Source organism: Afipia broomeae ATCC 49717 (genome assembly GCF_000314675.2).
Classification (GTDB): Bacteria; Pseudomonadota; Alphaproteobacteria; order Rhizobiales; family Xanthobacteraceae; genus Afipia; species Afipia broomeae.
Map to the genome: position 1 here is coordinate 866,286 of NZ_KB375284.1, position 21,718 is coordinate 888,003.

Below are 21,718 nucleotides of genomic sequence, written 5' to 3' on the forward strand. Positions count from 1 at the left end.
ATCATGAACGCCATGCGCTGCGGCCGCCTGCCGGAGCTGGTTTTTCTGGCGGGAATGATGGTTTTGCTGATGCCCCTGGGCGGCGCTCATGCTGAGATGTGGTGCATACGCGATTTCGGCAGCGACAGGCCCGTCTGCGTATTCGCCACGGCGCGGGATTGCACGTCGGCTGCGGTGATCCGGGGCGGCATCTGTGAACGCGAGCCGCTCGTGTCCCGAAAACCGGCGCCACGGATTAGGTGACGGCCGCCTCGATCGCTTCCATGTCGTCATCTGAGAGGCCGAAATGGTGGCCGATCTCATGCACCAGAACATGCGTCACAACATGACCCAGAGTTTCGTCGTGTTCGGCCCAGTAATCGAGGATGGGACGGCGGTAGAGCCAGATCATGTTCGGCATGGGTGTAATATCGCCGCTTGAGCGAAATGGCAGCCCGACCCCCTGGAAGAGACCGAGCAGATCGAATTCGCTCTCGGCCCCCATCTCCTTGAGAACGTCCTCTGTTGGGAAGTCATCGATCTGGATAATCAATCCCTCGCAGAGATCGCGAAAGTGTTTTGGCAGCCGCGCGAAGGCGTCATGCGCGATCGCTTCCATGTCTTCAAGGGTGGGGGATTTTGCAGTTGGCCACATCGCTCCTGTTTAAAGGGCTTGTCCACCGGGGCCAAGGGTTTCGAAGAGCGCTTCAAAGGGGGGTGGCATGACGCTGAACTCCCCCTCAATTTGCGTGTTCATGGTGTTGACGGGCGCGCCTCAATCGGAGACGTTGCCGCCCATCGATTGAACTTATGGATACGGGACGGCGCTTCATGACGCGGGCAGGGATTTCGGCCATTCTGATGGGCCTCTTTGCAGGCCTGATTGTATGGGCGTTGCCGGGTATGGCGCAGGCTCAATCTGCTTCGACGGCTGTCCATCATGGGCTGACCGCCGAGGAATTTTCCGCGCAGAGCCGTGAGGTCATTCGCCGCACGCCGCGCCGCATCCGGATTTATCGCGGCTCGAACTATCCCGGTCCGAACTCCAAGCGCGTCTGCAATGCGCACTACGAGCAGGAGTATCGCCCGAGCGGAACGGTGATCGTGCCGCGCATGAACTGCTATTGGAGCGGCTGACTTTCGGCGAGCGGTTCAGTTTTTTCTGAATGTGCCGATCGTCGTCGGCGAATACCGTCGCACAAAATCCGTCGATACCAGTTGTCATCGTCGCTTGCGGCGCGATGCCGCGCGAGCAAATCTGTTCATCAATGCGGCGCAGACATTCAGCACGCATTCACATCCTCCTTCTTAGCCTGATGCAAACGAACTTCGGACAGAAACACGCGCCGGAATTCGTTCCAGCTCATGAGGAGAGAATGTTCATGAAGATGAATGTCAGAACGATTTTTGGTCTCGCAGCCGTCGCCGGGCTGCTCGCGGTTGCGGTGCCCACGGGCGGCGCGCAGGCGCTGTCGCTGATGAATCCGGCTGCGAGTTCATCCGCCAGGCAGGCATCCGAGCCCATGACGACGCAAGTTCATTGGCGTCGGCATCATCACCACCGCTGGCATCGTCACCACGGTTGGCGCCGCCATCACGGCTGGCACCATCACCACGGCTGGCGGCATCATCGTCGCCATCACTGGTATTAAGTTAAAGCTTCGATCACCATGGGGTTTGACCGGAATTGATCAAATCCGCGCGTCATGATCTTGCTCCAAACTCGACGTCATCCTTATTTAGACAGGGCCACCGCTACGGCCCTGTCTGGTTCGCAGGGCTAACGCAGGCCATTGGCGGATGGATGAACGTAAATCGGTGATGCGCGTTATCTTTAACGTGTCGAGCAACGATTGGAGGAGAACTGCAATGAGAAAGCTTGTGGGAGCCGCGGCGGTTGCCGCTGCTCTTTCGATTGCCGGCTGGATGTCGCTTGCGCCTGCGAGCGCCGCATCACCGGCCACAACGGCATCGCGTGACGCGCGGCCGGCGGAAGCCCAGCCGACGGATGTCAGCGCGCGCCGCCGCTATTATCGGCGCTATGGCTATTACGGCCCGCGTTACTACAGACCGTACTATCGACCATATTACCGGCTCTACTACAGGCCGTATTACGGCTATGGTTACGGCTATCGTCCGTACTATCGCCCCTATTATTATCGGCCGGCCTATTACCGGCCTTATGGTTACGGCTATCCGTACGGCGGCTATGGATACGGCTATGGCGGTCCCCGTTTCTATGGACCGGGCCTCAGCATCGGCTTCGGCTGGTAAATCCGGTGCCAGCAAAACAAAACAGGCGCTCGAAAGAGCGCCTGTTTTTATTTGACCGGTCGATAGCGATGCGAACGGTTCAGGTCGAATGCCATTCGCGGATATCGACGAAGTGTCCGGCGATCGCAGCGGCCGCGGCCATCGCGGGCGACACCAGATGGGTGCGGCCCTTGAAGCCTTGGCGGCCTTCGAAGTTGCGGTTCGAGGTCGAGGCGCAGCGCTCTTCCGGTGCGAGCTTGTCGGGGTTCATCGCAAGGCACATCGAGCAGCCTGGCTCACGCCACTCAAAACCGGCCTTGATGAAGATCTTGTCGAGACCTTCGGCTTCGGCCTGCTCCTTCACAAGGCCCGAGCCCGGCACGATCATCGCATTGAGGTTGCCGTTGACGGTGTGACCGGCGACGACCTTCGCGGCGGCGCGCAGATCCTCGATGCGTCCGTTGGTGCATGAGCCGATGAAGATGCGGTCGAGCTTGATGTCGGTGATCTTGGTGCCGGGCTTCAGCCCCATGTAGTCGAGCGCGCGCTGCTTGGACAAACGCTTGGCTTCGTCCTCGATCTTGGCAGGATCCGGCACAAAGCCTGAAATCGACACGACGTCCTCAGGCGAGGTGCCCCAGGTCACGATCGGCGGCAGCTTGGCCGCGTCGAGACGAATCTCGTGATCGAAGTGTGCGCCCTCATCGGTGCGCAGCGTATCCCAGTAGCGAAGCCCGGCTTCCCATGCAGCGCCGGTCGGCGCCATCGGACGGCCCTTGAGGAATTCGTAAGCCTTTTCGTCGGGCGCGATGAGGCCGGCGCGCGCGCCGCCTTCGATCGACATGTTGCAGACCGTCATGCGGCCTTCCATCGAGAGCGAGCGGATCGCGTCGCCGGCGTATTCCAGCACGTAACCGGTGCCACCCGCGGTGCCGATCTCGCCGATGATGGCAAGGATGATGTCCTTTGCGGTCACGCCGTCCGGCAGCTTGCCGTCGACGGTGGCGCGCATGTTCTTCGCCTTCTTCTGGATCAGCGTCTGGGTGGCGAGCACATGCTCGACCTCGGACGTGCCGATACCATGCGCAAGTGCGCCGAACGCGCCATGCGTCGAGGTATGGCTGTCGCCGCAGACAATCGTCGTGCCGGGCAGCGTAAAGCCCTGCTCGGGGCCGATCACATGCACAATGCCCTGACGCTTGTCGTATTCGTTGAAGTATTCGACCCCGAACTCGCGTGCGTTCTCGGCGAGTGTCGCGATCTGCTCGGCGCTTTCCGGATCGGGATTGGGTTTCGAGCGATCGGTGGTCGGAACGTTGTGATCGACCACGGCCAGCGTCTTCTGCGGCGCGCGAACCTTGCGGCCGGTATTGCGCAATCCTTCAAACGCCTGCGGCGACGTGACCTCGTGGACAAGATGGCGGTCGATGTAGAGCAGACAGGTGCCGTCGGGCTGCTCATCAACCAGATGGTCATTCCAGATCTTGTCGTAGAGAGTGGTCGCTTTGGCCATTTTGGGTTGTCCGAATTGGTGTTTGCAGGCCTTTGGGGCCGCTTGTAATCGCCTCCGCCCTTTTTACTCGCTTAACAGGACAGGGGAAAGTATCCTGACCACATAATAGCCTATGCAGGATCGCACAATGACCGCACGCCCGCCGGTAGCACCCTATCTCACCGTCTCACCTGCCGCCGGAGCGATCGCTTTTTACACTGCGGCGTTCGATGCCAAGCAGAAAGCGCTGATGCCTGCGATGGACGGCCTGCGCATCCTGCACTGCGAACTCGAGATCAACGGCGGCGCGCTGTTTCTCTCCGACGCGTTTCCCGAATTCGGCACCGCGCGGATGCCGCTGCCCGGCGAGCCGGTGACGATGTCGGTCAGTCTCGAATTCGCGACCGCCGACGAAGTCGACGAAGTCTTCTCGCGCGCCACCAAGCTCGGTGCGAAAGGCGAGGTGACACCGACCTATTCGTTCTGGGGCACGCGAACCGCGATCCTGCGCGATCCGTTCGGCCATCGCTGGATCATGAACGGGCCGCTGACGCAGAAGTAGGCGCTGCCGGCTCCGTTACCGAAAATAAAAAAGCGCGGTGATGCACCGCGCTTTTTTTAAATCATCGAAAGTTGAGCGATTACTCGCCCGAAGCAGCCTGACGGTTGTCTTGCTTCTCGACAATGCGCGCCGACTTGCCGCGCAGACCGCGCAGGTAATACAGCTTGGCGCGACGCACCTTGCCGCGGCGCACGAGCTTGATCGAGTCGATCATCGGCGAGTAGATCGGGAACACGCGCTCCACGCCTTCGCCGTACGAAATCTTGCGGACGGTGAAGCTCTCGTGAATGCCGCCGCCGTTGCGGCCGATGCAGACGCCTTCATAGGCCTGCACGCGCGAACGCTCGCCTTCGACAACCTTGACGTTGACGATCACGGTGTCACCCGGTCCGAAATCCGGAATCGTCTTTCCGGCGGAAAGCTTTTCAAGCTGCTCCTTGTCGAGCTCCTGAATGATGTTCATCGCAAAACTCCATCGGCGGCGCGCCCGGAAGGGGCTGCGCGGAAATTCGTATCCAGCATCTGCACGGATTGGCCGGTGCTATACGCCAAAGCCGTCCGGTTGTCACCCTTTTGTCGTGTCTTTTCGTACGCCGGGTGCGATGTTTTGAGTGGCCGTTTGAACGGTCTTGGTCGCCCAGAGGTCCGGCCGCCGGGTTCGGGTCAGGGCCTCGGCCTGCGCCCGCCGCCAGGCCTCGACCTTGGCGTGATCGCCGGACACCAGCACGTCCGGGATGGTCCGGCCCTCAAATTCCTGCGGCCGGGTATACTGGGGGTATTCCAGTAGTCCGTCCGAGAAACTCTCGTCGGTTCCAGAGCTTAGCTTCCCCATCACCCCCGGCAGAAGGCGCACGCAGGCGTCTATGAGGGCCAGGGCAGCGATTTCTCCCCCGGAGAGGACATAGTCCCCCAGAGAGATTTCCTCGAGCCCACGGGCCTCGATGACCCGCTGATCAATCCCCTCGAAGCGCCCGCAGACGATCAGCGGGCCGGGCCCGGAAGCGAGTTCCATGACCTTTTTCTGGGTCAGGGGGGTACCGCGGGGGCTCATCAGCAGGCGCGGGCGTTCGGGGGCACTCCGGGCGGCATCGATCGCCGCTGCCAGCACATCGGCGCGCAGCACCATGCCGGGGCCGCCGCCGGCCGGGGTATCATCGACGCTGCGATGCTTGTCGGTGGCGGCGTCGCGAATGTCGCGGGCCTCCAGTGCCCACACGCCCGACGCAAGCGCCTTCCCCGCAAGGCTGATGCCGAGCGGGCCGGGAAACATCTCCGGAAACAGCGTGAGCACGGTGGCGCGCCACATGGTCGGGTATCCCGGTTCAGATGTCCGCGTCGGACGGAGAATCGCCTTCAATCTCTTGCGGCATCACGATCACCACATGGCCGCCGGCGAGATCCACCGTCGGGACCACCGCGTCGGTAAACGGCAGCAGCAATGTCGGCCCCTGCGGCGGCGCGATTTCGATGATGTCGCCGGCGCCGAAATTATGGATCGCGAGCACCTTGCCGATCGCGGTGCCTGCCGGATCGAGCGCGCGCAGTCCGATCAGGTCGGCGTGATAGTATTCGCCTTCGTCCGTCTCGGGCAGCTTGTCGCGGGAAATATAAAGCTCAAGGCCATTGATGCGCTCGGCATCTTCGCGGGTCGTGATGCCCTTGAGCACTGCAACCAGATGATCCTTGGCAATCCGGGCGCGCACCACTTCAAACTGACGCACGCCGTCTTTGGTCGAGAGCGGCCCGTAATCGATCACCGCCATCGGGTCTTCGGTGAACGGCCACAGCCGCACCTCGCCGCGCACACCGTGCGCGGCGCCGATTCTTGCAACGCAGATTTGCGCTGCTTTTGTCATGAGAACGCTTATGCCTTGGCGGCGGCTTCAGCGTTGGCCTTGCGCTCCTTGCGCGGCACGGCCTTCTCGGGGTTCTTGCGCGGCTCACGCTTCTTCACGCCAGCGGCGTCGAGGAAGCGCATCACGCGGTCCGACGGCTGCGCGCCCTTGGCGAGCCAGGCCTTGACCTTGTCCATGTCGAGCTTGAGGCGGGTCTCGTTGTCCTTCGGCAGCAGCGGGTTGAAGTGGCCGAGACGCTCGATGAAGCGGCCATCGCGCGGAAAGCGCGAGTCGGCGACGACGACGTGATAGACCGGACGCTTCTTGGTGCCTGCGCGTGCGAGGCGGATAACGACTGACATTTAGTTCTCCGTTGGTGTGTTTGAATGTCGTGAAAACTGTTCGGCTATTTCTTCTTGCCGATCCCCGGAAATCCGCCGAGGCCCGGCAGTGTTGGTTTTCCAAGACCCGGCAGGCCTGATCCTGGAAGATTTGGAAAATCTTTCGGCAGCGATGGCGCACCTTGCGGAATTCCGCCCGGCATCTTCGCAGCCAATTCCTTCATCGCGTCGGCTGACGGCATTCCGTTGCCGCCAAAGCCCATCGCCTGCGCCATGCCCGCGAGCGGGCCGCGCTTGCCCTGACCCATGGCCTTCATCATGTCGGCCATGTTCCGGTGCATCTTGAGCAGCTTGTTGACTTCCTCGACCTTGAGGCCAGCGCCGGCGGCAATGCGCTTCTTGCGGCTGGCCTTGAGGATGTCGGGATTTTTGCGCTCTTCGCGCGTCATGGAATCGATCACCGCCATCTGACGCTTCACGACCTTGTCGTCGAGGTTCGCGGCGGCGATCTGGTTCTTCATCTTGGCGATGCCGGGCATCATGCCCATCAGGCCGCCGAGGCCGCCCATGGTCTGCATCTGCTGCAATTGGTCGCGCAGGTCGGCAAGGTCGAACTTGCCCTTGCGCATCTTCTCGGCGACACGCGCGGCCTTCTCGGCGTCGATATGCGCCGCTGCTTTTTCAACGAGCGAGACGACGTCGCCCATGCCGAGAATGCGGCCCGCGATACGCGAGGGATAGAAGTCTTCCAGCGCGTCGGTCTTTTCGCCGGTGCCGATCAGCTTGATCGGCTTGCCGGTGACGGCGCGCATCGAAAGCGCAGCGCCGCCGCGGCCGTCGCCGTCGACGCGGGTCAGCGCAATGCCCGTGAGTCCGACACGCTGATCGAATGCGCGCGCCAGATTGACGGCGTCCTGACCGGTGAGAGAATCGGCGACGAGCAGGATTTCATGCGGTTTCGCGGCGGCTTTCACCTCCGCGGCTTCCGTCATCATCTCTTCGTCAAGGGTGGTGCGGCCCGCGGTGTCGAGCAGCACGATGTCGTAGCCGCCGAGCTTGCCGGCCTGCAACGCACGCTGCGCGATCTGCACCGGCTTCTGGCCTGCCACGATGGGCAGCGTCTCGATGGACAGATCGCGGCCGAGCACGGCGAGCTGTTCCTGCGCGGCGGGGCGATAGACGTCGAGCGACGCCATCAGAACTTTTTTCTTGTCGCGCTGGGTGAATCGGCGCGCCAGCTTCGCGGTGGTGGTGGTTTTGCCTGAGCCCTGGAGGCCGACCATCATGATTGCGACGGGCGCGGGCGCATTGAGGTCGATGAGCTGGTCTTCGGAGCCGAGGGTTGCGACCAGTTCGTCGTGAACGATCTTCACGACCATCTGGCCCGGCGTCACCGACTTGACGACGGTGGCGCCGATCGCCTGCTCGCGCACCCGCTCGGTAAAGGAGCGAACCACTTCGAGCGCGACGTCGGCCTCAAGCAGGGCGCGGCGGATTTCGCGCATGGCGGCATCGACATCGGCCTCCGAGAGCGCGCCGCGCCCCGTCAACCGGTCGAGTATGCCTCCAAGTCGTTCCGACAGATTGTCGAACATCGCGGCCTTACCTGTTGCTCCCGAAGGAGATGAAATTCCAAACACGACTGCGCCCGAGGGCGCACAGCGCTGTCGGGCGTTGGCCTCCGGCATCCGGTGCCGGGCGGCGGGTCGAAAAGAACGTCTTTCCGAGAAGTGCCGGGGTTAAACCGCCCAAAGGCCGAAAAGTCAAGAAAAGACCGAAAAATGCTGATTCTGGGGCGGGTTGCACTGTCCCTTCCGGGAACCTAATTGTTGCCCGGCAGGCCATTTCCGGCCTTTTGGACCCCATGAACGTCACCCGTCGCCGCCTTTTTGGCCTGCTTGCCGGTGCCGCGGTCGCGGTGGGCCTCCCGTCCGTATGGATTTCCCGCATGAAAACCTATGCCGGCCCGCCCTCCGATCATTTCGACGGAACCTATTTCTTCGACCCCGACGGCTCGCCGCCGAAGAAGCTCTGGGAGGTGCTGCGCTGGCAGATCACCAAGCAGGCGGCAAAATGGCCGGAACGCGCGCCGAGCCCGTATGCCGATACGCCGCCCCCGCAGGTCAACGGCAGCAAGGTGCGGTTCTCCTATGTCGGCCACGCAAGCTGGCTGATCCAGACCGCAGGCCTCAACATTCTGGTCGATCCGGTGTGGTCGGAGCGCGCATCGCCGGTGGCCTTCGCAGGTCCGAAACGCGTCAACGATCCCGGCATCGATTTCGACAAGCTGCCGCCGATCGATGTGGTGCTGGTGTCGCACGGACATTACGATCATCTCGATGCGCGAACCTTGTCACGGCTCGCCGCGAAATTCTCGCCGCGTGTGATCACGCCGCTCGGCAACGATGTGACGATGACGTCGAACGACAGGGCCATCCGCGCCGAAGCGTTCGACTGGAACGAGCGGGTTGAGATCGGCAACGGTGTCGCTGTCACCCTGGTGGCGACACGCCACTGGACCGCGCGCGGACTGTTCGATCGCAACAAGGCGCTGTGGGCGAGTTTCGTGCTGGAGACACCGGCCGGGAAACTCTACCTCGTCGGCGACTCCGGCTACGGCACCGGCACGCACTTTCGCCGCGTGCGCGAGGCGCACGGGCCGCTGCGCGCGGCGATCCTGCCGATCGGCGCCTACGAGCCGCGCTGGTTCATGCGCGATCAGCACATGAACCCCGAGGATGCCGTGAAGGCGCTCGCCGATTGCGGAGCCGAGATGGCGCTGGCGCATCATCACGGCACGTTTCAGCTCACGGACGAAGCCATCGACGCGCCGGTGAATGATCTTGCGACGGCGCTCGATGCCGCCGGCGTTGCGCGCGACAGGTTTGTCGCGCTCAAGCCCGGTCAGGTGTTCGAGATTTAGCCGGTTTTACTGGGCTTTCGGTTTGAGCTCGTAAGACACGCTCACCGAGACACGCAGCGTTTCCTGGCCCTGCGCCACTGGCGCGGACGCGGCCATATCTGCCGCCATCTTGCGATACGGCACAGGACCCGGCGCGGTTTCTTCCGAGATGCTGATCGGCGCGCCGAGCGAGATGTTGGCGGCCTTTGCATAGATTTCAGCCTTGCGCCGTGCGTCCGCGATGGCCTCGGAGCGCGCGTCGTCCAGCAGTTTCGACGCCTTCGACACCATGAAGCTGATGCCGCTGATCTCGTTGGCGCCGGAGCCTACCAGCACGTCGATAGTATCCGCGACCTTGGCGATGTCGCGAATGGTCACGGTGACGCGATTGCTGGCGCGATAACCGGTGATCTGGAATGGCGCGTTGGGATTGCGGCCCGGTGTGCTCTGCGGCGACAGCGACAGGCGCGAGGTTTGAATGTCCTTTTCGGCGATGCCAGCGTTTTTCAGCGCCTGCAGGACGCCGCCCATCGCCTTGTTGTTCGCCTCAGAAGCCTCGCGCGCGGTCTTGGCTTCGGTGGTCACGCCGCTGTCGATCTGCGCCAGATCCGGCGGCACGGAGATCGAGGCTTCGCCGGTGACGGAGACCGTCGGCGGCAGAGACTGTCCGAACGCGGACGATGCCATGGTGGCGATGGCGATCGCGGCGATAACGGTGCGGGCACGCATTTATGAAACTCCAGTTTTTTATTTGAGCGGTAGTTTTACTTGAGCGGGACGTAGACATTGATGACGAGGTTGTCTTCCGTCGTCGTCAATGGATCGGTGACGTACTCCTCGATGAACGTGTCCTTGGCCTCCAGTTTCTTTTCATCGAGGTGGTTGGTGATCGCCTCATAGGTATTGTCCATGTTGTCGTACGAACCGCGATGGACAAATTTCAGCGTCGGGCCTTCGGGCGACGTGCCGATGCTCATGCCCTTGGCGAGGTTCTTCGGATCCTGTTCGACCGGAATTTCGGCCTGATAGGTGAAGCCCGCATCGTCGGTCGAGGTGTAGACGATCAGGGACGATCCCCCGGGCTTGATGCCCTGCTTGTCCAAAAAGCCCGATAGCGTTTTCAGGGACCCGACCAGCGTCTCGAACGCATTGTCCCAGGTCGCGCTGCCTCGCAGGATCACGACTTTCTTCGCGGTTAAAGTCTGCTGCTCGCCGAAGGGATCGGCAGTTTTCACATTCGGCACGGCGGGAGCCGCGGGAGCCTCTGCCGCGGGAGGCGGAGACGTTGCCGGCGCTGCGGGTGTTTGCGCAGTCGTCGGCGGAGTGTCTGCGGCTGGCGCTGGCGGAGATGCCGGGGTTGCCGTTGAGGCGGGCGCCGCAGGCGCGGCCGGAGCTGTTGTCTCAGGCGCTGCGGGTGCAGCCGAAGTCGCCGGAGCCGGGGACGCCGGAGGGACCGCCGTGGCCGCGGTGTTGGACGGGGGTGACTGGACCGGACCCGTAACCGACCCCATCGGCAGCTTGAACCAGACTGCTGCCGCGACGACCAGCGCCATGGCGACCAAAACGGTTACGCGGGTATTCGTCATTCATGGTCTCCGAAGCGTCAGCGGGGTAAATGTTGTCCGGCGGCGAAGCGGACACAGGTTACCACGAACCGCTCGGAACTGGCATGCGTTCCAAACTGGGCAATCGCGAGGCAGCACCGATGCTCTGGTCAAGTCGCCTGTCATTCGCCATATAGCGGGGGATCATGAGCACGCTCGCCAACCATAGCTTTGCCAAGATGAACGGCATCGGCAACGAGATCGTCGTTGTCGATCTGCGCGATTCTGCCGCGACCATTACCCCCGATGAGGCGCGGGCCGTCGCGTCCCCCGCGGGCGTGCCCTACGACCAGTTGATGGTGCTGCATACGCCGCGCGTTCAGGGCACCAGCGCTTTCATCCGCATTTACAACAATGACGGCTCGGAAGCCGCGGCCTGCGGCAACGGCATGCGCTGCGTCGCGCGGCAGGTGTTCGAGGAAACCGGCAAGAACGCACTGACCTTTGAGACCCGCGCGGGCCTGTTGAATTGCTGGCAGGGTCCGTCGCCCGATCTTTATACCGTCGACATGGGTGTGCCGAAGTTCGGCTGGCAGGACATTCCGCTGGCCGAGGAATTCCGCGACACCCGCTACATCGAATTGCAGATCGGGCCGATCGACGCGCCGATCCTGCATTCGCCGTCGGTGGTCAGCATGGGCAATCCACACGCAATCTTCTGGGTCGAGGATATCCATGCTTACGACCTCGAACGGTTCGGACCGCTGCTCGAAAATCACCCGATCTTTCCGGATCGCGCCAACATCACCCTCGCGCACATTGTCGACCGCGATCATATCGTGATGCGGACATGGGAGCGCGGCGCGGGCCTGACCAAGGCCTGCGGCTCCGCGGCCTGTGCAACGGCGGTGGCTGCGGCACGGCTGAAGCGGACCGGGCGCACCGTTCACATGACGCTGCCCGGCGGCGAACTCACCATCGAATGGCGTGCGCAGGACGATCACGTCCTGATGACCGGCCCCGCGGCATTCGAGTTTGAAGGCCGCTTCGATCCGGCGCTGTTCGCCAACGTTGCTTAAAGATGGCCGTCGATGTCGTCACCTTCGGCTGCCGGCTGAACGCATTCGAGTCGGAGGTGATGCGCCGCGAGGCGGAGAGCGCGGGCCTTCAGGACACCGTCGTCGTCAACACCTGTGCGGTGACCAACGAGGCCGTCGCGCAGGCGCGCCAAACCATCCGCAAACTCCGGCGGGAGCGGCCCGATGCGCGGATCGTGGTCACCGGCTGCGCGGCGCAGACCCAGACCGCGATGTTTGCGGAGATGGACGAAGTCGACCGGGTGCTGGGCAACGACGACAAGATGCACGCAGCGGCATGGCGCGATACCCGCATGGCATTCGAGGGTGGCGGGAAGAAGATCGCCGTCTCGGACATCATGGCGGTCACCGAAATGGCCCCGCATCTGGTTGCCGGGTTTCAGGCGGGATTGCCGCGCGTGTTCGTGCAGGTACAGAACGGCTGCGATCATCGCTGCACCTTCTGCATCATCCCCTATGGCCGCGGCAATTCGCGGTCGGTTGCCATGGGCGTGGTGGTCGATCAGGTCCGCGCGTTGACGGAGGCCGGGCACGCCGAGGTCGTGCTGACCGGCGTCGATCTCACGAGCTATGGCGCGGATCTGCCGGGTGCTCCGAAACTCGGGACGCTGACGAAGCAGATCCTGAAGCATGTGCCGGACGTGAAGCGGCTGCGCATCTCGTCGATCGATTCCATCGAGGCGGATCGCGATTTGCTCGACGTTATCGCAACGGACGAGCGGCTGATGCCGCATCTGCATCTGTCATTGCAGGCCGGCGATGATCTCATTCTTAAGCGCATGAAAAGGCGGCACACGCGCGCCGATGCCGTTGCGTTCTGCGAGCAGGTGCGGCGATTGAGGCCGGACATCGCGTTCGGCGCGGATATCATCGCGGGCTTTCCGACTGAGACCGATGAGATGTTTGCGCGCTCGCAGGCCCTTGTCGACGAATGCGGGCTTACCTTCCTGCATGTGTTTCCGTATTCGCCGCGTCCCGGTACGCCGGCGGCGCGGATGCCGCAGGTCAATGGCCGTGTCATCAAGGATCGCGCCGCGCGTCTGCGGGCGAGCGGGGAGACTGCGCTGCGCCGCAGGCTTGCGTCGGAGGTGGGAGCCACCCGCCATGTGCTGATCGAGAGCGCGACTCAGGGGCGCACCGAGCATTTCGTGCCGGTCGCGATTGCAGACGGCGTGCAGGGTCATGTGCAGGCACTCAGGATCGCCGGTCACGACGGCGAGCGGCTGCTCACATAATGTGCGCGTGCGATCGCGCGCTTGTTGGCTTCAATTTACATCGCAATTGAGGTAATGAGGTAACCACGTCTCAAGGCTGCACTCGCAAAAGCGCGGGATAACTTTCCTGCTGGCCGCCTTCGTGGTCTTTGCAAAATACGGTTTGCCCGAGGAGAAATTCCATGTCGCTCGATTCCGATGTGATCGTTGATCGCCGCCGCATTCGCCGCAAGCTGACGTTCTGGCGTGTGGTGGCTGCGCTGGGCGTGATTGCCGCGGTGGTTGCAGTCGGTGTGCTGGCCTCGCCGGCGAGCCGTGCGATTACCGGATCGAGCGCGATCGCGCGCGTGAAGATCGACGGACTGATTCGCAGCGATCAGACCCGCGTCGAGGCGCTCGAGCGGCTGGAAAAATCATCGGCCGCCGCTGTCATTGTGCATATCAATTCGCCGGGCGGCACGACGGCGGGCTCCGAGCAGCTTTTCGATGCGCTGATGCGCCTGAAGGCGAAGAAGCCGATGGTTGTGGTGGTGGAGGGGCTTGCTGCATCGGGCGGATACATCGCCGCGCTGGCGTCGGACCAGATCATTGCTCAGCAGACGTCGCTGGTCGGCTCGATCGGCGTGCTGTTTCAGATTCCGAATGTGTCCGATCTTCTCAAGACCGTCGGCGTGAAGGTTGAAGAGGTGAAGTCGTCGCCGCTCAAGGCCGCGCCGAATGGTTATGAGCCGACCAGTCCGGAGGCGCGTGCTGCGCTCGATGCGCTGGTGAAGGATTCCTACGCCTGGTTCCGCGGACTGGTGAAGGATCGGCGCAATATGGATGACGCGACATTGCAGACCGTGGCCGATGGCCGTGTGTTCACGGGCCGTCAGGCGGTCGATCTGAAGCTGGTGGATCAGCTCGGCGATGAGAAAACCGCGGTGGCATGGCTCGTCGCACAAAAGAAGGTCGGCGCGGATGTTCCCGTGAAGGATTTCAAGCTCGCGCCGCGCTTTGGCGACATGACATTCCTGCGGGCAACTGCGGCTGTTGCGCTCGATGCGGTCGGGCTTGGAGCGATTTCGCGCCAGCTTGAGCAGTCCGGCGTGACCCAGGCGGTCGACCGCTTCGGTCTCGATGGCATGCTGGCGCTGTGGCAGCCGTCATCGTCGAATTGACTGTCATGAATCCGGTTTCAGCCGTTCTTCGCCGCATTGCGGTTGCCGCTGAAACAACGAAACTGGACGTTTGTCACGCGATTTAGCCTTGTCACACTTTGAATTAGCGACTTGACAGTTCAAGGCTTTTTCACGGAAATGTCTATCCGCACGTTACGGGCACAGCATCCTAATGATCAAATCAGAACTCGTTCAGCGCATCGCCGAGCATAACCCGCACCTCTATCAGCGGGATGTCGAGAACATCGTGAACGCAATTCTCGACGAAATCGTTGCAGCGCTCGCACGCGGTGACCGCGTCGAACTGCGCGGTTTTGGGGCTTTTTCGGTCAAGCATCGCCCTGCGCGCGCGGGCCGCAATCCGCGTACCGGCGCGCACGTTCCCGTCGAGCAGAAGAGCGTGCCGTTCTTCAAGACCGGCAAGGAAATGCGTGAGCGGCTGAACCGCGATAACGCAGGGGATCCGGCGGCGGCGACCTGAGCCGGCCGGTCCATACAATCGTTCTAAGGCGGTTGCTTCCGTTTCTTCGAACCGCCGGGATGTTCCGCGTCTGTATTTCCGTTCGCAATTGCGCAACCGACCGGCAGCGGGAATGATGCCGACTTGCGAACGGCCACTCTGGGAGAGCGCACCATGCTCCGCAAGATTTTCAACGCCCTGGTGATCCTGCCGCTTGCGATCCTGTTTGTCGTGTTCGCCGTCGCCAATCGCCACGTCGTCACCCTCTCATTCGACCCCTTCAATTCCAGCGATCCGGCGCTGGGCGTCTCGCTGCCGCTGTTCGTCGTCATCATCGCCGTTGCTATTTTTGGGGTGATCGCCGGAGGCATCGCGACCTGGTTCGGTCAGCATCGCTGGCGCCGGGCGGCCCGGCAGCATGAGGCGGATGCGCGCCATGCCCGCGCCGAACTGGCTGAAATGCGCGAGCGGCTGCTGGCCTCGTCGCGAAACGGCGAAAGCCAGGTTCCGGTCGGCGCCAGCCCCGGCCTGACCCCCTCTTACCTGGTCATCGGGCGAGACAAGCAGGGCGCGGCGTTGTAGAACCCGCCCGGCTGTTCCAAAGCCTGTTTTCCGGCCGCCGATCTGCGGCCCAACCACGTCATGAGACCATGTCATTCGCGGTAAAGATTTGCGGCCTGTCCACGCGCGAGACCCTTGAGGTCGCGCTGGACGCTGGCGCGGACATGGTAGGCTTCGTGTTCTTCGAGGCGTCGCCCCGTCACATCAGCCTCGGCACCGCACGCGAGCTCGGCCGGCTGGCGAAGGGCCGCGCCGTCAAGGCGGCGCTGACCGTGGATGCGGACGACGCGTCGCTGGAAAACTGCATCGAGGCATTGCAGCCGGGACTGCTGCAGCTTCACGGTTCCGAGAGCATCGCGCGGGTGCGGGACATCAAGCAGAAATTCGGACTGCCCGTGATGAAGGTGCTGCCGGTGGCGACGGCCGCCGATCTCGCGGAGCTTCCGGGCTATGCGGCGGTGGCCGACCGCATCCTGTTCGATGCGCGTGCGCCGAAGGATGCCACCCGCCCTGGCGGCCTTGGCGTGCCGTTCGACTGGCATCTGCTTGAAAACATCAAGCTGGCAATTCCGTTTATGGTCGGCGGCGGGCTCAATGCCGGCAATGTTGCCGAGGCTGTTCGTGTTACCCACGCGAATGGCGTCGATGTCTCGTCCGGCGTCGAAAGCGCGCCGGGCATCAAGGACCCCGATATGATCCGTGCCTTCATCCGCGCCGCGCGTGAGGCGGAGCGTGCGATGACATCTTCCAGGATTGCGAGCAGCGTATGACCGTTCAACTTCCCAATTCCTTCCGTTCCGGCCCCGACGACCGCGGGCATTTCGGCATTTTCGGCGGACGCTATGTCGCCGAGACGCTGATGCCGTTGATCCTCGATCTGGAAAAGGCGTATGCGGACGCCAAGGCCGACCCGTTGTTTCAGAAGGAAATGAACGGCTATCTGAAGGACTATGTGGGCCGTCCGTCGCCGCTGTATTTTGCGCAACGCCTGACCGAGCATCTCGGCGGCGCGAAGATCTACTTCAAGCGCGAAGAGCTGAATCACACCGGCTCGCACAAGGTCAACAACGTGCTCGGCCAGATCATGGTCGCGCGGCGCATGGGCAAGAAGCGCATCATCGCGGAAACCGGTGCGGGCCAGCACGGCGTCGCCACCGCGACGCTGTGCGCGCGCTTCGGACTTGAATGCATCGTTTATATGGGCGCGGTCGACGTCGAGCGGCAGCAGCCGAACGTGATCCGCATGGAAATGCTCGGCGCCAAGGTGGTGCCGGTGCAGTCCGGTTCGCGCACGCTGAAGGACGCGATGAACGATGCCTTGAGAGACTGGGTGACCAATGTCGCGGACACGTTCTATTGCATCGGCACGGTGGCGGGTCCGCATCCGTATCCGATGATGGTGCGTGACTTCCAGTCGATCATCGGCACCGAGACGCGGGCGCAGATGATGGAGGCCGAAGGCCGCCTGCCGGATTCGCTGGTCGCCTGCATCGGCGGTGGCTCCAATGCGATGGGGCTGTTTCATCCGTTCCTCGACGATCCCGGCATCGAGATTTTCGGCGTCGAAGCCGCGGGTCATGGTCTGACACAGCTTCATGCGGCATCGATCGCGGGCGGGCGTCCCGGTGTGCTGCACGGCAATCGCACCTACTTGCTGATGGACGACGACGGCCAGATCCAGGACGCGCATTCGATTTCGGCAGGTCTCGATTATCCCGGCATCGGCCCGGAGCATTCCTGGCTTCATGAGACCGGCCGCGTGACGTACCTGTCGGCGACCGACGATGAAGCGTTGGAGGCATTTCAGTTGCTGTCGCGGCTCGAGGGCATCATCCCGGCGCTGGAGCCGGCGCATGCCATTGCGAAAGTGATGGACCTCGCGCCGAAGCGGCCGAAGGATCATCTTATGGTGGTCAATATGTCGGGCCGCGGGGACAAGGACGTGCCGCAGGTCGGCGATATTCTGAAGGGCAAGAAGAAGTGACCACGCGCATCGACACACGTTTCGCCGAACTGAAGAAGGAAGGCCGCGCGGCCTTCGTCACCTTTGTGATGTGCGGCGACCCGGATCTGGCCACCTCGCTCGAGATCGTCAAGGCACTGCCGAAGGCCGGCGCCGACATCATCGAGATCGGCATGCCGTTCACCGATCCGATGGCCGATGGTCCCGCGATTCAGGCGGCGGGTCTGCGCGCGCTGAAGGCGGGCACCACGCTGAAGAAGACGCTCGGCGTTGTTCGCGATTTCCGTGCGGGCGACAACACCACACCGATCGTGCTGATGGGTTACTACAACCCGATCTACATCTACGGCGTCGACAAGTTTCTTGCGGATGCAAAGTCCGCCGGTGTCGATGGCTTGATCATCGTCGATCTTCCCCCGGAAGAAGATACCGAGCTTTGTATCCCCGCGATGAAGGCCGGGTTGAATTTTATTCGCCTTGCCACGCCGACCACCGACGACAAGCGGCTGCCGGCCGTGCTCGCGAACACCTCGGGCTTCGTTTATTACGTCTCGATCACCGGCATAACTGGCTCGGCGAGCGCGGACACCGCACAGGTCTCGGCCGCTGTGGCCCGCATCAAGCGTCATACCCAGTTGCCGGTGTGTGTCGGCTTTGGCATCCGCACAGCGGACGCCGCGCGCGGCATCGCGCAGGCGGCGAATGGTGCCGTGGTAGGCTCGGCATTGATCGACGCCCTGCGTGCGACGCTGGATTCGGAGGGCCGCGCCACGCCAAAGACAGTTCCGGCAGTGGCAGACCTTGCAGCGGCGCTGGCGCAGGGCGTGCGCGGCGCAAAACAGGCGGCGGAATAGCGCGCTTGCCAAGAGCTATATTTGGGCAAAGCCGGGTTGCTGGTTATGGCCCGGACGTCCATATATCCATTTCACCGAGACGGAGCCCGTCATGAACTGGTTGACCAATGTTGTCCGGCCGAAGATTCGCAGCATTCTCAAGCGCGAGACGCCGGAGAATCTCTGGATCAAGTGTCCGGATTCCGGACAGCTCGTGTTCTACAAGGATGTCGAGCAGAACCAGTTCGTGATTCCCGGCTCGAACTATCACATGCGCATGGGCGCGACCGCGCGGCTGAAATCGATCTTCGACAACGAGACCTGGTACGATGTCGCGCTTCCTGAAGTGACGCCCGATCCGTTGAAATTCCGCGACGAGCGCAAGTATGCCGATCGCATCAAGGATGCGCGCACCAAGACCGGCATGAACGACGCCGTGAAGGTCGGCTACGGCAAGCTTGAAGGCAACGCCGTCGTCGTTGCCGTGCAGGATTTCGATTTTATGGGCGGTTCACTCGGCATGGCGGCCGGTGAGGCCGTCGTGAAGGGCCTCGAACTCGCGGTCGAGAAGAAGTCGCCCTTCATCATCTTCGCAGCCTCAGGCGGCGCGCGAATGCAGGAAGGCATTCTCTCGTTGATGCAGATGCCGCGCACCACAGTCGCAATCCAGATGCTGCGTGAGATTGGTCAGCCCTATATCGTGGTCCTGACCAATCCGACCACCGGCGGCGTCACCGCGTCCTACGCGATGCTGGGCGACGTGCAGATTGCCGAGCCGGGTGCGCTTATCGGCTTTGCCGGCGCCCGCGTCATCGAGCAGACCATCCGCGAAAAGCTCCCCGAAGGCTTCCAGCGTGCCGAGTATCTGAAGGAACACGGCATGGTGGACATGGTGGTGCATCGCCATGAGCTGCGCGCGACACTGGCGCGGCTCTGCCGCCTGCTGACGAAGGCGCCGGCTGCCGAAGGGTTTGAAGCGCGCACCGCGCCGCTGCCTATCGATCTGCCTGCGTCTGCGTCGCCCGCGTGACATCACCTGCGGCCAGGGAACCATCGCGCTCCTACGACGACATTCTTGCGCGTCTGGTGTCGCTGCATCCCAAACGCATCGATCTTACGCTCGACCGGATGTGGCGCATCCTTGATCGCCTTGATCATCCCGAGCGGCGTATTCCGCCTGTCATTCATGTCGCCGGCACCAACGGCAAGGGATCGACGGTGGCGTTCCTGCGCGCCATCCTTGAAGCGGCGGGCCTGCGCGTTCACGTCTACACCTCTCCGCATCTGGTGCGTTTCAACGAGCGCTTTCGCCTCGGCAAGGTGGGCGGCGGGGTCCTTGTGACCGACGATCAGTTGCGCGACGCGCTGGATCACTGCGAGCGTGTCAATGGCGGCGAGCCGATCACCATTTTCGAGATCGAGACCGCCGCGGCATTCCATCTGTTCGCAGAACATCCCGCTGACGTTGTGCTGCTGGAGGTCGGTCTCGGCGGACGGCTTGACGCCACCAATGTGATCGATGCGCCGCTGGCCGGCGTCATCACCCCGATCGGCATGGACCATATCGAGTTTCTCGGCGATACGCTGATCAAGATCGCCACCGAGAAGGCGGGCATCATCAAGAAAAACGTTCCGGTGGTCTGCGCGGAGCAGACGGCGGAAGCAACCGCCGTGATCGAGCAGGCCGCGAAGCGCGCCCGTGCGCCGTTGCATGCGGCGACCCAGGACTGGCATGTCAACGTCGAGCACGGACGGCTGGTGTATTCCGACGAGCGCGGTCTGCTGGACCTGTCGGCCCCGCGGCTGTTCGGGCGGCATCAGTTCGATAATGCCGGTCTTGCGATTGCAACGCTGCGAGCCATCGAGTCCCTGAAACTTGAACCTTCGGCCTTTGAGCAAGGTATCGCTCGCGCCGAGTGGCCGGCGCGGATGCAGCGGCTGACTTCGGGCAGACTGGTCGATGCCGGGCCGAAGGACGCCGAGGTGTGGCTCGACGGCGGTCACAATCCCGATGGCGGGCGCGTGGCGGCTGCCGCGCTCGGCGATCTCGAGGAGCGGGTGTCGCGTCCCCTGGTGGTGATCGCGGGCATGATGGGCAACAAGGACGCCGGAGGCTTTCTCGCCAACTTCGCCGGGCAGACCCGTCATATCATCGCGGTCAGGATTCCCGATCAGGACAATGCCATGCCGCCGGATGTGCTGGCCCACAGCGCGCGGCAACTCGGCATGCGGGTCGAGACGGCGTCAAGCGTCGAGGCGGCGCTGCGCGCCATAGCCAAACTCGCCTATGACGTGCCGCCGCGCATCCTCATCACCGGCTCTCTGTATCTGGCTGGCCACGTGCTGGCGGAGAACGGGACGTTGCCGCAATAGCTGGAAACCTGAGAATGCGCTTCGCAGCCATTGCGGATGTTCACGGCAACTTTCTCGCGCTTGAGGCTGTGATTGCTGATATCCGCACGCAAGGGATCGACAGGATTATCAATCTTGGCGACATGGCGAGCGGGCCGCTCGATGGGCGGCGGACAATGGACATGCTGATGGCGCTCGATGCCGTCCATATCCTCGGCAATCATGATCGTTATCTGATCGATAGAACGCCGGAAGAGATGGGATCGTGGGATCGGCCTGTTCACGCGCAACTGGATGCGGGTCATCTCGCATGGCTGCGGAATATTCCGTCAACGCAGGTGGTCGAGGATGCGGTTTACCTTTGCCACGCGACACCGTCGAACGATGAAACCTACTGGCTCGAAACTGTCCGGCCCGACGGGACGGTCTGCATGTCGGCCATCGCGGATATAGAGCGAGCTGCCGCAGGGATCCCGCAGTCGCTGATCCTGTGCGGGCATACGCATGTCGCGCGGGCAGTGCGCCTTGGCGACGGACGTATGATCGTCAATCCCGGCAGTGTGGGATCGCCCGGCTATCGCGACATCGTGCCGTTTCGCCATATGATGGAGGCAGGGTCGCCCGATGCGCGCTATGCGATCCTCGAACAGCGCGGAGGCCGATGGCATGTGACATTCCGCCATGTGCCGTATGACCACGAGGCGATGGCGTCATTGGCGCGGCAGAACGGTCATCCCGACCTGGCGAACGCGCTGGCGACCGGCTGGATCAGATAGGATGGCGCATAAGAAAACGGCCTGCTTGCACAGGCCGTTTGTCAAACCTCAAAGAGAAAACGATCAGACTGCAGCGGTGATCCACTGCTGCAGCTTGGCCTTCGGCGCGGCGCCGACCTGACGCGACGCCATCTCGCCGCCCTTGAAGATCATCAGGGTCGGGATCGACATCACGCCGTACTTCGAAGCGGTCTTCGGGCTCTCGTCGACATTGAGCTTCACGATCTTGACCTTGTCGCCCATGGCGCCGGCGATCTCGTCGAGTGCGGGCGCGATCATGCGGCACGGGCCGCACCATTCCGCCCAGAAATCGACGACCACGGGGCCGTCCGCCTTGAGAACTTCCGCATCGAAATCGGTGTCCGAAACCTTACCCACACTCATGTGATCTGCC

27 protein-coding genes are annotated in these 21,718 nt (G+C 62.7%); 17 read left to right on the forward strand and 10 right to left on the reverse strand.

The annotated features are described in order from the left end of the window. Nucleotides 1-3 precede the first annotated feature (3 nt). The gene (locus tag HMPREF9695_RS23810) at nucleotides 4-243 is read left to right on the forward strand and encodes a hypothetical protein (RefSeq protein WP_006023476.1); all 240 of its coding nucleotides are present in this window, start codon (nucleotides 4-6) and stop codon (nucleotides 241-243) included. On the opposite strand, the gene HMPREF9695_RS23815 is transcribed toward HMPREF9695_RS23810, so the two are convergent. Further along, the gene (locus HMPREF9695_RS23815; RefSeq protein WP_006023477.1) at nucleotides 236-634 is read right to left on the reverse strand and encodes a metallopeptidase family protein; all 399 of its coding nucleotides are present in this window, start codon (nucleotides 632-634) and stop codon (nucleotides 236-238) included. The two genes, HMPREF9695_RS23810 and HMPREF9695_RS23815, sit on opposite strands and share 8 nt — an antisense overlap. Before the next feature lie 176 nt (nucleotides 635-810). Between HMPREF9695_RS23815 and HMPREF9695_RS23820 the strand changes: the two genes are divergently transcribed. The 3 genes from HMPREF9695_RS23820 to HMPREF9695_RS23830 all read left to right on the forward strand — a co-directional run bounded on the left by HMPREF9695_RS23820 (nucleotide 811) and on the right by HMPREF9695_RS23830 (nucleotide 2,253). Beyond that, nucleotides 811-1,116: a hypothetical protein gene (locus tag HMPREF9695_RS23820; protein ID WP_006023478.1), complete on the forward strand. Its 306-nt coding sequence runs from the start codon at nucleotides 811-813 to the stop codon at nucleotides 1,114-1,116. Between the two features lie 245 nt (nucleotides 1,117-1,361). Next, nucleotides 1,362-1,631 carry a hypothetical protein gene (locus HMPREF9695_RS23825; RefSeq protein WP_006023479.1) on the forward strand — a complete coding sequence of 90 codons (270 nt, stop codon included), beginning with the start codon at nucleotides 1,362-1,364 and terminating at the stop codon, nucleotides 1,629-1,631. 217 nt (nucleotides 1,632-1,848) lie between these two features. Next, entirely contained in the window at nucleotides 1,849-2,253 is a 405-nt protein-coding gene (locus HMPREF9695_RS23830; RefSeq protein WP_006023480.1) for a hypothetical protein, read from the forward strand. 79 nt (nucleotides 2,254-2,332) lie between these two features. On the opposite strand, the gene leuC is transcribed toward HMPREF9695_RS23830, so the two are convergent. Beyond that, on the reverse strand, nucleotides 2,333-3,745 hold the full coding sequence (leuC, locus tag HMPREF9695_RS23835; RefSeq protein WP_006023481.1) for a 3-isopropylmalate dehydratase large subunit: 1,413 nt from the start codon (nucleotides 3,743-3,745) through the stop codon (nucleotides 2,333-2,335). Nucleotides 3,746-3,872: 127 nt separating this feature from the next. Here leuC and HMPREF9695_RS23840 point away from each other — a divergent pair, with 127 nt between their 5' ends. Next, nucleotides 3,873-4,286, forward strand: coding sequence for a VOC family protein (locus tag HMPREF9695_RS23840; protein WP_006023482.1), 414 nt, complete (start codon nucleotides 3,873-3,875; stop codon nucleotides 4,284-4,286). A 79-nt stretch (nucleotides 4,287-4,365) separates the two neighbouring features. Here HMPREF9695_RS23840 and rplS read toward each other — a convergent pair whose 3' ends face one another. The 5 genes from rplS to ffh form a co-directional block, all read right to left on the reverse strand. Next, on the reverse strand, nucleotides 4,366-4,749 hold the full coding sequence (gene rplS, locus HMPREF9695_RS23845; RefSeq protein WP_006023483.1) for a 50S ribosomal protein L19: 384 nt from the start codon (nucleotides 4,747-4,749) through the stop codon (nucleotides 4,366-4,368). 102 nt (nucleotides 4,750-4,851) lie between these two features. Next, nucleotides 4,852-5,592: a tRNA (guanosine(37)-N1)-methyltransferase TrmD gene (gene trmD, locus HMPREF9695_RS23850; protein WP_006023484.1), complete on the reverse strand. Its 741-nt coding sequence runs from the start codon at nucleotides 5,590-5,592 to the stop codon at nucleotides 4,852-4,854. 16 nt (nucleotides 5,593-5,608) lie between these two features. Further along, the gene (rimM, locus tag HMPREF9695_RS23855; protein WP_006023485.1) at nucleotides 5,609-6,142 is read right to left on the reverse strand and encodes a ribosome maturation factor RimM; all 534 of its coding nucleotides are present in this window, start codon (nucleotides 6,140-6,142) and stop codon (nucleotides 5,609-5,611) included. 8 nt (nucleotides 6,143-6,150) lie between these two features. Further along, nucleotides 6,151-6,483, reverse strand: a complete 333-nt coding sequence (gene rpsP, locus HMPREF9695_RS23860) for a 30S ribosomal protein S16 (RefSeq protein WP_006023486.1) — start codon at nucleotides 6,481-6,483, stop codon at nucleotides 6,151-6,153. A gap of 44 nt (nucleotides 6,484-6,527) precedes the next feature. Beyond that, on the reverse strand, nucleotides 6,528-8,057 hold the full coding sequence (gene ffh / locus HMPREF9695_RS23865) for a signal recognition particle protein (protein ID WP_006023487.1): 1,530 nt from the start codon (nucleotides 8,055-8,057) through the stop codon (nucleotides 6,528-6,530). Between the two features lie 269 nt (nucleotides 8,058-8,326). Here ffh and HMPREF9695_RS23870 point away from each other — a divergent pair, with 269 nt between their 5' ends. Beyond that, nucleotides 8,327-9,385: an MBL fold metallo-hydrolase gene (locus tag HMPREF9695_RS23870; protein ID WP_006023488.1), complete on the forward strand. Its 1,059-nt coding sequence runs from the start codon at nucleotides 8,327-8,329 to the stop codon at nucleotides 9,383-9,385. A 6-nt stretch (nucleotides 9,386-9,391) separates the two neighbouring features. Here the strand turns inward: HMPREF9695_RS23870 and HMPREF9695_RS23875 are convergent, their stop codons facing one another. Together HMPREF9695_RS23875 and HMPREF9695_RS26050 are read right to left on the reverse strand one after the other, a co-directional pair. After that, on the reverse strand, nucleotides 9,392-10,093 hold the full coding sequence (locus HMPREF9695_RS23875; protein ID WP_006023489.1) for an SIMPL domain-containing protein: 702 nt from the start codon (nucleotides 10,091-10,093) through the stop codon (nucleotides 9,392-9,394). A 35-nt stretch (nucleotides 10,094-10,128) separates the two neighbouring features. After that, nucleotides 10,129-10,950 (reverse strand): GyrI-like domain-containing protein, encoded by an 822-nt coding sequence (locus HMPREF9695_RS26050; protein WP_006023490.1) that lies wholly within the window; start codon nucleotides 10,948-10,950, stop codon nucleotides 10,129-10,131. 164 nt (nucleotides 10,951-11,114) lie between these two features. On the opposite strand from HMPREF9695_RS26050, the gene dapF reads away from it, so the two are divergent. From dapF to HMPREF9695_RS23935, 11 genes are all read left to right on the forward strand, one after another. After that, a complete protein-coding gene (dapF, locus tag HMPREF9695_RS23885) occupies nucleotides 11,115-11,987 on the forward strand; it encodes a diaminopimelate epimerase (protein WP_006023491.1) in 873 nt (290 codons plus the stop codon). 2 nt (nucleotides 11,988-11,989) lie between these two features. Beyond that, nucleotides 11,990-13,240 carry a tRNA (N(6)-L-threonylcarbamoyladenosine(37)-C(2))-methylthiotransferase MtaB gene (mtaB, locus tag HMPREF9695_RS23890; protein WP_006023492.1) on the forward strand — a complete coding sequence of 417 codons (1,251 nt, stop codon included), beginning with the start codon at nucleotides 11,990-11,992 and terminating at the stop codon, nucleotides 13,238-13,240. A 161-nt stretch (nucleotides 13,241-13,401) separates the two neighbouring features. Then, nucleotides 13,402-14,379, forward strand: a complete 978-nt coding sequence (sppA, locus tag HMPREF9695_RS23895) for a signal peptide peptidase SppA (RefSeq protein ID WP_006023493.1) — start codon at nucleotides 13,402-13,404, stop codon at nucleotides 14,377-14,379. Between the two features lie 172 nt (nucleotides 14,380-14,551). Next, nucleotides 14,552-14,860: an integration host factor subunit beta gene (locus HMPREF9695_RS23900; protein WP_006023494.1), complete on the forward strand. Its 309-nt coding sequence runs from the start codon at nucleotides 14,552-14,554 to the stop codon at nucleotides 14,858-14,860. Nucleotides 14,861-15,013: 153 nt separating this feature from the next. Further along, nucleotides 15,014-15,421 (forward strand): LapA family protein, encoded by a 408-nt coding sequence (locus tag HMPREF9695_RS23905; protein ID WP_006023495.1) that lies wholly within the window; start codon nucleotides 15,014-15,016, stop codon nucleotides 15,419-15,421. Between the two features lie 68 nt (nucleotides 15,422-15,489). Further along, nucleotides 15,490-16,170 (forward strand): phosphoribosylanthranilate isomerase, encoded by a 681-nt coding sequence (locus HMPREF9695_RS23910; protein WP_006023496.1) that lies wholly within the window; start codon nucleotides 15,490-15,492, stop codon nucleotides 16,168-16,170. Next, nucleotides 16,167-17,384 (forward strand): tryptophan synthase subunit beta, encoded by a 1,218-nt coding sequence (gene trpB, locus HMPREF9695_RS23915; protein ID WP_006023497.1) that lies wholly within the window; start codon nucleotides 16,167-16,169, stop codon nucleotides 17,382-17,384. The genes HMPREF9695_RS23910 and trpB overlap by 4 nt, the downstream gene beginning before the upstream one ends. Beyond that, nucleotides 17,381-18,217 (forward strand): tryptophan synthase subunit alpha, encoded by an 837-nt coding sequence (gene trpA / locus HMPREF9695_RS23920; RefSeq protein ID WP_006023498.1) that lies wholly within the window; start codon nucleotides 17,381-17,383, stop codon nucleotides 18,215-18,217. Before trpB ends, trpA begins: the two co-directional genes overlap by 4 nt. 91 nt (nucleotides 18,218-18,308) lie before the next feature. Further along, a complete protein-coding gene (gene accD / locus HMPREF9695_RS23925) occupies nucleotides 18,309-19,226 on the forward strand; it encodes an acetyl-CoA carboxylase, carboxyltransferase subunit beta (protein WP_006023499.1) in 918 nt (305 codons plus the stop codon). A 98-nt stretch (nucleotides 19,227-19,324) separates the two neighbouring features. Next, nucleotides 19,325-20,569, forward strand: a complete 1,245-nt coding sequence (locus HMPREF9695_RS23930) for a bifunctional folylpolyglutamate synthase/dihydrofolate synthase (RefSeq protein ID WP_245258817.1) — start codon at nucleotides 19,325-19,327, stop codon at nucleotides 20,567-20,569. 14 nt (nucleotides 20,570-20,583) lie between these two features. Then, the gene (locus HMPREF9695_RS23935) at nucleotides 20,584-21,324 is read left to right on the forward strand and encodes a metallophosphoesterase family protein (RefSeq protein ID WP_006023501.1); all 741 of its coding nucleotides are present in this window, start codon (nucleotides 20,584-20,586) and stop codon (nucleotides 21,322-21,324) included. 63 nt (nucleotides 21,325-21,387) lie between these two features. On the opposite strand, the gene trxA is transcribed toward HMPREF9695_RS23935, so the two are convergent. Beyond that, nucleotides 21,388-21,708: a thioredoxin gene (trxA, locus tag HMPREF9695_RS23940; protein WP_006023502.1), complete on the reverse strand. Its 321-nt coding sequence runs from the start codon at nucleotides 21,706-21,708 to the stop codon at nucleotides 21,388-21,390. Nucleotides 21,709-21,718: the final 10 nt, after the last annotated feature.

What these genes read in the sequence shown, in the direction of transcription:
- HMPREF9695_RS23810 (WP_006023476.1), top strand. Translation starts at nt 4, where the DNA reads ATGAACGCCATGCGCTGCGGCCGCCTGCCGGAGCTGGTTTTTCTGGCG.
- HMPREF9695_RS23815 (WP_006023477.1), bottom strand. Translation starts at nt 634, where the DNA reads ATGTGGCCAACTGCAAAATCCCCCACCCTTGAAGACATGGAAGCGATC.
- HMPREF9695_RS23820 (WP_006023478.1), top strand. Translation starts at nt 811, where the DNA reads ATGACGCGGGCAGGGATTTCGGCCATTCTGATGGGCCTCTTTGCAGGC.
- HMPREF9695_RS23825 (WP_006023479.1), top strand. Translation starts at nt 1,362, where the DNA reads ATGAAGATGAATGTCAGAACGATTTTTGGTCTCGCAGCCGTCGCCGGG.
- HMPREF9695_RS23830 (WP_006023480.1), top strand. Translation starts at nt 1,849, where the DNA reads ATGAGAAAGCTTGTGGGAGCCGCGGCGGTTGCCGCTGCTCTTTCGATT.
- leuC (WP_006023481.1), bottom strand. Translation starts at nt 3,745, where the DNA reads ATGGCCAAAGCGACCACTCTCTACGACAAGATCTGGAATGACCATCTG.
- HMPREF9695_RS23840 (WP_006023482.1), top strand. Translation starts at nt 3,873, where the DNA reads ATGACCGCACGCCCGCCGGTAGCACCCTATCTCACCGTCTCACCTGCC.
- rplS (WP_006023483.1), bottom strand. Translation starts at nt 4,749, where the DNA reads ATGAACATCATTCAGGAGCTCGACAAGGAGCAGCTTGAAAAGCTTTCC.
- trmD (WP_006023484.1), bottom strand. Translation starts at nt 5,592, where the DNA reads ATGTGGCGCGCCACCGTGCTCACGCTGTTTCCGGAGATGTTTCCCGGC.
- rimM (WP_006023485.1), bottom strand. Translation starts at nt 6,142, where the DNA reads ATGACAAAAGCAGCGCAAATCTGCGTTGCAAGAATCGGCGCCGCGCAC.
- rpsP (WP_006023486.1), bottom strand. Translation starts at nt 6,483, where the DNA reads ATGTCAGTCGTTATCCGCCTCGCACGCGCAGGCACCAAGAAGCGTCCG.
- ffh (WP_006023487.1), bottom strand. Translation starts at nt 8,057, where the DNA reads ATGTTCGACAATCTGTCGGAACGACTTGGAGGCATACTCGACCGGTTG.
- HMPREF9695_RS23870 (WP_006023488.1), top strand. Translation starts at nt 8,327, where the DNA reads ATGAACGTCACCCGTCGCCGCCTTTTTGGCCTGCTTGCCGGTGCCGCG.
- HMPREF9695_RS23875 (WP_006023489.1), bottom strand. Translation starts at nt 10,093, where the DNA reads ATGCGTGCCCGCACCGTTATCGCCGCGATCGCCATCGCCACCATGGCA.
- HMPREF9695_RS26050 (WP_006023490.1), bottom strand. Translation starts at nt 10,950, where the DNA reads ATGACGAATACCCGCGTAACCGTTTTGGTCGCCATGGCGCTGGTCGTC.
- dapF (WP_006023491.1), top strand. Translation starts at nt 11,115, where the DNA reads ATGAGCACGCTCGCCAACCATAGCTTTGCCAAGATGAACGGCATCGGC.
- mtaB (WP_006023492.1), top strand. Translation starts at nt 11,990, where the DNA reads ATGGCCGTCGATGTCGTCACCTTCGGCTGCCGGCTGAACGCATTCGAG.
- sppA (WP_006023493.1), top strand. Translation starts at nt 13,402, where the DNA reads ATGTCGCTCGATTCCGATGTGATCGTTGATCGCCGCCGCATTCGCCGC.
- HMPREF9695_RS23900 (WP_006023494.1), top strand. Translation starts at nt 14,552, where the DNA reads ATGATCAAATCAGAACTCGTTCAGCGCATCGCCGAGCATAACCCGCAC.
- HMPREF9695_RS23905 (WP_006023495.1), top strand. Translation starts at nt 15,014, where the DNA reads ATGCTCCGCAAGATTTTCAACGCCCTGGTGATCCTGCCGCTTGCGATC.
- HMPREF9695_RS23910 (WP_006023496.1), top strand. Translation starts at nt 15,490, where the DNA reads ATGTCATTCGCGGTAAAGATTTGCGGCCTGTCCACGCGCGAGACCCTT.
- trpB (WP_006023497.1), top strand. Translation starts at nt 16,167, where the DNA reads ATGACCGTTCAACTTCCCAATTCCTTCCGTTCCGGCCCCGACGACCGC.
- accD (WP_006023499.1), top strand. Translation starts at nt 18,309, where the DNA reads ATGAACTGGTTGACCAATGTTGTCCGGCCGAAGATTCGCAGCATTCTC.
- HMPREF9695_RS23930 (WP_245258817.1), top strand. Translation starts at nt 19,325, where the DNA reads ATGTGGCGCATCCTTGATCGCCTTGATCATCCCGAGCGGCGTATTCCG.
- HMPREF9695_RS23935 (WP_006023501.1), top strand. Translation starts at nt 20,584, where the DNA reads ATGCGCTTCGCAGCCATTGCGGATGTTCACGGCAACTTTCTCGCGCTT.
- trxA (WP_006023502.1), bottom strand. Translation starts at nt 21,708, where the DNA reads ATGAGTGTGGGTAAGGTTTCGGACACCGATTTCGATGCGGAAGTTCTC.